Source organism: Bacillus sp. bc15, from assembly GCF_900142585.1.
GTDB classification, from domain to species: domain Bacteria; phylum Bacillota; class Bacilli; order Bacillales; family Bacillaceae_G; genus Bacillus_A; species Bacillus_A cereus.
Window position 1 is genome coordinate 1 of the sequence record NZ_FRBJ01000030.1, and the last position, 6,059, is coordinate 6,059.

Below are 6,059 nucleotides of genomic sequence, written 5' to 3' on the forward strand. Positions count from 1 at the left end.
GTAGGTTACCCACGTGTTACTCACCCGTCCGCCGCTAACTTCTTGAGAGCAAGCTCTCAATCCATTCGCTCGACTTGCATGTATTAGGCACGCCGCCAGCGTTCATCCTGAGCCAGGATCAAACTCTCCAATAAAGTTAGTTTGTCTAGCATCTAAAAATAAAAATTGACGTTTCACGTTGTTTGTTTCGTTCAGTTTTCAAAGAACTACTTGGTCGCTCATTTGCGACTTCCTTATGTTAACATCTTCATTAGTTAATGTCAACTAAGTTTTTCATTTCGTTTGTCGCTTGCGACGTTAATGTCATCGGCGACTTGTTCTATATTACACCTCTAAAGTATAATCGTCAACACCTTTTTATAAAGAAATTCAATTTAATATTTTTATGCTTTTTTAGCTAGATACGTCTCTATAGAATTTCATTATCGGAGAACACCTTCTGCTTCTCTTTAATTTATTTTCCAAAATATATTCGGGTTAATTTGAACTCTAGACTTAACTTGTGTAGACGTTTTTCTCCAACAAAACTAGCAACCTTATTTTAACAAATACTAGTATATAATTAGAGAGTTGTTGTACTATCAATAAAACTCTATTAGAAGCAGGTGAAGATTTGAAAGATATACGTATCCTTATAGCAGACGACGATAAAGAAATCCGAAATTTATTAAAAATATATTTAGAACGAGAATTATACATGGTAGACACTGCAATCAACGGCGAAGAAGCCTTGCATTTATTTAATCAAAATAACTATAACCTCGTTATATTAGATCTTATGATGCCCAAAATAGATGGAATCGAGGTATGTAAAAAACTTAGAGATAAAACTAACGTACCTATATTAATGCTCACCGCTAAAGATCATGAAGTTGATAAAATTTTAGGTTTAAGCATTGGTGCTGATGATTATATTACGAAACCTTTCAGCATTCACGAAGTAATTGCACGAGTAAAAGCTCTTATGCGTCGTTTTTTAGTTCTCGGAAGTAACAATACTACTCAAGAAAAAACGACTTTATCTTTTAAAGGACTAACTATCAATTTAAATACATACACAGTTCATACAAACAAAGAAGAAATTAGCTTAACTGGAAAAGAACTGGAACTATTAAAATTCTTTACTTCAAACCCAGGGCAAGTATTTACAAAAACACAGCTCTTCCGAAATGTGTGGGACGATAATTATATTGAAGATGACAATACCGTTATGGTACATATTCGAAAACTTAGAAAGAAAATAGAAATTGACCCTTCCAATCCAAAATTCATTCAGACTATATGGGGAATTGGTTATAAGTTTGTAGGTGAAAAGCTTGAAGACTGATAAAACCCTCTTCCTTATTTCATTACAACTTATCATTTGTGGGATTTTAAACATACAAATGAACCCAAGAGTAAAAATGTCTTTATTTATTATCCTTATCTTAATTACAATTTATCTCTTCTTTTCAAGAATACAATTCATTCAACATCGCAAAGCAATGGATACTAAATTAAGTCGTGTACTAAAAGGAAACTTACAAGCGAGATTATTCACAAGCAATGACCATTCATTACATAATATCGTTTTTTCAATAAACGAGCTAATAGCTAAATTAGAGCAAGTTCAGATTGAAGCCAAAAGATCCGAGGAATCCAGAAAACAACTTTTGTCTAGTATCTCCCACGATATACGAACACCACTCACCTCCATTATCGGATATATAGATGCTTTGAAAGACGGAGTTGCTGCTTCTGAAATAGAAAAACAAGAATATCTTAAAATACTCTATATGAAATCAAATAACTTAAAGCACCTAGTTGATGAAATATTCAATATGGCGAAGCTAGACGCTAATGAATTTCCACTAAAAGAAGAAGAACTCGACTTTTCTGAAGTTACTAGAGAAGTTTTGATTGAATTTTTACCTGAGCTCTCAAAACATAACATCGAACTGCAAATTCTTATACCAGAGTCTACTTGTCCTATCATCGCAGATCATCTAAGCATTATGCGGATTATCGGTAATTTAATGAAAAATGCAATTTATTACGGAAAGGATGGGAAAACAATAGGGGTCGAACTGCTAGAAGCTGATGCAGAATACGAACTTCATATTTGGGATCAAGGCCCTGGTATTCCAAAACATGATTTACAAAACATATTTGAGCGAATGTACCGAAGCGAACAATCAAGAAACTCTTCATTTGGTGGTAGCGGTCTCGGACTTTCTATTTCTAAAGCACTCGTTGAAAAAAATGGTGGGCATATATGGGTTGAAAGTACTCCATGGAAACGAACTAATTTTAGCTTTTCTATTCCAAAACACAATACTTTTAAGAAATAGTTAAGAAATGATTAATATGCAGTTAAGCCTTCCTTTTTATGATGTAAGTACGAACTTATAGAAAGCAGGTGTCTCCTATAAATACAATTATAAAAACGACTAACCTTACTAAAGTATATGGCAATCAAAAATCAGTAGATAATTTAAATATTAATGTTCAAAAAGGGGAGATTTATGGCTTCATAGGCCGGAACGGTGCTGGTAAAACAACAACCATTCGTATGCTGCTTAGTCTTATAAAACCTACAAGTGGAACAATTGAAATATTCGGAGAGAACTTATTCCAAAATCAAAAAGATATTTTAAGCAGAATTGGTTCTATAGTTGAAGTTCCAGGATTTTATGAAAACTTAACTGCAAAAGAAAACCTATTAATTAATGCAAAGATAATTGGGGTTCACAAAAAGAATGCTATTGAAGAAGCATTAGAAATAGTAGGCTTGCAGCATGAGACAAAAAAGTTAGTGGGAAAGTATTCTTTAGGAATGAAGCAACGCTTAGGAATTGCACGCGCTCTTCTCCATTATCCTGAGCTACTCATATTAGATGAACCAACTAACGGACTAGACCCTATTGGTATTAAAGAAATGCGAAAACTTATTCATTCCTTAGCTCAAGAAAGAAATATAACAATACTCATTTCTAGTCACATATTAGCCGAGGTAGAACAGTTAGTCGATCGTATCGGAATTATTCATGAAGGAAAGTTACTAGAAGAAGTTTCTCTTGATACGCTGCGCAAAGCAAACCGTAAGTACATAGAGTTTCAAGTGAATAATGACGATAAAGCTGTGATGTTATTAGAAAATCATCTTCAAATTTTTGATTATGAGGTACATGATGAAAGAAATATTCGTATTTACTCTCATTTTGGACAACAAGGATACATAAACAGAACATTCGTTCTCAATGATATTGAAGTATTAAAAATGATGATAAGCGAAGATAGACTAGAAGATTATTTCACCAAACTAGTTGGAGGTGGAACAATTGGTTAATCTACTCTATACAGAACTCTTAAAACTAAAACGCTCTAATATGTTTTTAATTAGCATTATTGGTGCTGGTGTCGCACCTTTCTTAGTTGTAGTAGCCTCTTATATACATATAAAAACAAAACAGCCAACTCCAACTATTTGGTTCCATCAATTATTCACTGACGTTAACTTATATACTACTTTAGTTATAGGATTCCCCTTATATGGAGTAGTGGTTGCTTATTTGCTTACCCGCGAATATGCAGAAGATACACTGAAAAATTTACTAACTATCCCCGTGTCGCGCATTAGCTTTATTATAAGTAAATTCATCATTCTCTTTCTTTGGATTATGATGCTAACTTTAGTCGCTTGGGCACTTACTTTAATATTAGGGCTATTGGGGAACTTCCCTGGTTTTAACATTGCTTTACTTTTAGGTTCTTTCCTAGAATTTTTAATATGTGGTGGACTTCTCTTTCTATTGTCTTCACCTATTGTGCTACTAACTCTTGTAATGAAGAGCTATGTACCGCCCATTATATTAACAGTCATTATTACAATGACTAATCTTATGCTCGTAAACTCCAAGCATAAAGATTTATTTCCGTGGACCGCTACTCTAGATATCGCAAATAACGAATTACAACCGACATATCCACCAGAGTATTCTTATATCATCATCGCAGTAACGACAATTTCCGGGTTTATTGCAACACTATTCTATTTTAAAAAAGTAGACATTCATTAATTTATAGGAGTGAAACTATGAGCGATATCATTATTGCCTTCATACTCGGTATTGTAGAAGGATTAGCTGAATTTTTACCTATATCCTCTACTGGCCATCTTATATTAGTCGGGCATTTATTAGGCTTTGAAGGAGAAAGAGCAAAAACGTTTGAAATTGTTATTCAGCTAGGCGCAATTTTAGCTATTGCAATTTTATATCATAAACGTCTCGTTTCTTTATGTAATATTAAGCCTCTTCTACAGAAAGAAAAAAAATTCAACGCATTCCATGTATTTCTTGGCGTATTTCCAGCAGTGGTTGCTGGTTTGCTACTACATGATATTATTAAAACATACTTATTCCAGCCATACACTGTTGTAATTGGACTTGTAGCAGGGGCAATTCTTATGATCTTTGCAGAAGAAAAAAAGAAAGAGGCAGTAGCCTATTCACTGGACGATTTAACATACAGCCAAGCTTTAACAATCGGATTATTTCAATGCTTAGCAGTATACCCTGGCTTCTCTAGAGCTGGCTCTACTATCTCTGGAGGTCTATTAGCAAAAGTAAATTATAAGACTGCATCTGAATTCTCTTTTCTAATAGCTCTTCCTGTAATGATTGGGGCTACAGGCTTAGACTTACTAAAAAGCTGGAAGTATTTAAGTGTCGATGACATCCCTATGTTTGCGGTAGGATTCATTACCTCTTTTATAGTAGCGATGCTAGCGGTAGTAACTTTTCTAAAGCTTTTAGAGAAAATAGGTTTAAAACCTTTTGCATACTATCGTATTTTGTTGGCTATCTTATTTACGCTTTTCGTATTGCTATAGATTCATATAAGTCACATATTATTAAACTGATATTCAATTTAAAATATCGGTTTTTTTATCTATTTCAACTCTAGTATTACTCACTTCAATATGGCATAGTGATAATAAACTACCATTCATAATCTGAACGTTCTTTAAGTAACTATATCCTTTATCATAAAATACAATTGGAAAATTAAAGATCCCATATATGTACAGAACATATTTACGAACCATATTCACTCCACATAGTATCTTTTTAATTTGCAACATACTAATACAAATTAAAAATGAGTACAAAGGCATAACAAATAAGTAAATTTCCTAGGAATTATAAAGAGACTACATATTAATTAGAGTGAGGTGACGATAAAAATGAATCAATTAGCACAGACATATTGGGATACTTATTGGGGAAATAACAAAAAAACAGAATCTGTTACAGCTTGGCAATTTGGGGATTCCCCTAATTATCTTGCACAGCTAGTAATTGACGGTATTAAAACCGCTACATGCTCCGGTCACATTTTTTATGAATTAGAAAATGAACCGCTACCGACTGCTAATGATTATAGTATTATACTCAATAGTAATGATGAACCTGTAGCTATTATTAAGACAATAGAAGTAACTGTAACACCAATGAATGAAGTAAGCGAAGAATTCGCTATCGCTGAAGGCGAAGGAGATCGTACTTATAATTACTGGAGAGACACCCATGTTCTTTTTTTACAAAGGAACTAAATGAGCTTGGCCTTAATTTCTCTGAAGATATGTTACTCGTCTGTGAGCGTTTTGAACTTGTTGATGTGAACAATAAAGTGAAATTTACCAGCCATTCTTATTTTTATAAAACACAAAAAAGACGAGTCATTCTGACTCGTCTTAAAGTTGCTTGGCGACGTCCTACTCTCACAGGGACAAGGTCCCAACTACCATCGGCGCTAGAGAGCTTAACTTCCGTGTTCGGTATGGGAACGGGTGTGACCTCTCTGCCATCATCACCAAACTATGAAGGCATATTCCTTCAAAACTAGATAACATTTGCTACATATTATATGGTTAAGTCCTCGATCTATTAGTATTCGTCAGCTCCACATGTCACCATGCTTCCACCTCGAACCTATCAACCTGATCATCTTTCAGGGATCTTACTAGCTTACGCTATGGGAAATCTCATCTTGAGGGGGGCTTCATGCTTAGATGC

At 34.1% G+C, this 6,059-nt stretch carries 5 protein-coding genes, 3 rRNA genes and 1 pseudogene; 6 read left to right on the forward strand and 3 right to left on the reverse strand.

All coding sequences use genetic code 11. From position 1 onward, the window contains the following. Positions 1 to 134: ribosomal RNA gene (locus BUA87_RS29680) — 16S ribosomal RNA — on the reverse strand; the annotation flags it as partial. Positions 135 to 613: 479 nt separating this feature from the next. Here BUA87_RS29680 and BUA87_RS29685 point away from each other — a divergent pair. The 6 genes and pseudogenes from BUA87_RS29685 to BUA87_RS29715 form a co-directional block, all read left to right on the forward strand. After that, the gene (locus tag BUA87_RS29685; protein ID WP_000651998.1) at positions 614 to 1,327 is read left to right on the forward strand and encodes a response regulator transcription factor; all 714 of its coding nucleotides are present in this window, start codon (positions 614 to 616) and stop codon (positions 1,325 to 1,327) included. Then, positions 1,317 to 2,330 (forward strand): sensor histidine kinase, encoded by a 1,014-nt coding sequence (locus BUA87_RS29690; protein WP_071713855.1) that lies wholly within the window; start codon positions 1,317 to 1,319, stop codon positions 2,328 to 2,330. The genes BUA87_RS29685 and BUA87_RS29690 overlap by 11 nt, the downstream gene beginning before the upstream one ends. Before the next feature lie 68 nt (positions 2,331 to 2,398). Next, the gene (locus tag BUA87_RS29695) at positions 2,399 to 3,328 is read left to right on the forward strand and encodes an ABC transporter ATP-binding protein (RefSeq protein WP_016513329.1); all 930 of its coding nucleotides are present in this window, start codon (positions 2,399 to 2,401) and stop codon (positions 3,326 to 3,328) included. Next, complete coding sequence (locus BUA87_RS29700) at positions 3,321 to 4,058, forward strand: ABC transporter permease (RefSeq protein WP_000247715.1); 738 nt, start codon at positions 3,321 to 3,323, stop codon at positions 4,056 to 4,058. The genes BUA87_RS29695 and BUA87_RS29700 overlap by 8 nt, the downstream gene beginning before the upstream one ends. A 17-nt stretch (positions 4,059 to 4,075) precedes the next feature. Beyond that, complete coding sequence (gene uppP, locus BUA87_RS29705; RefSeq protein ID WP_001279959.1) at positions 4,076 to 4,873, forward strand: undecaprenyl-diphosphate phosphatase UppP; 798 nt, start codon at positions 4,076 to 4,078, stop codon at positions 4,871 to 4,873. Between the two features lie 354 nt (positions 4,874 to 5,227). Further along, positions 5,228 to 5,679, forward strand: a pseudogene (locus BUA87_RS29715) (ASCH domain-containing protein); the annotation flags it as partial. A gap of 66 nt (positions 5,680 to 5,745) precedes the next feature. Here BUA87_RS29715 and rrf read toward each other — a convergent pair. Then, positions 5,746 to 5,861: ribosomal RNA gene (rrf, locus tag BUA87_RS29720) — 5S ribosomal RNA — on the reverse strand. A gap of 49 nt (positions 5,862 to 5,910) precedes the next feature. After that, a 23S ribosomal RNA gene (locus tag BUA87_RS29725) occupies positions 5,911 to 6,059 on the reverse strand; the annotation flags it as partial.

What these genes read in the sequence shown, in the direction of transcription:
- uppP (WP_001279959.1), top strand. Translation starts at nt 4,076, where the DNA reads ATGAGCGATATCATTATTGCCTTCATACTCGGTATTGTAGAAGGATTA.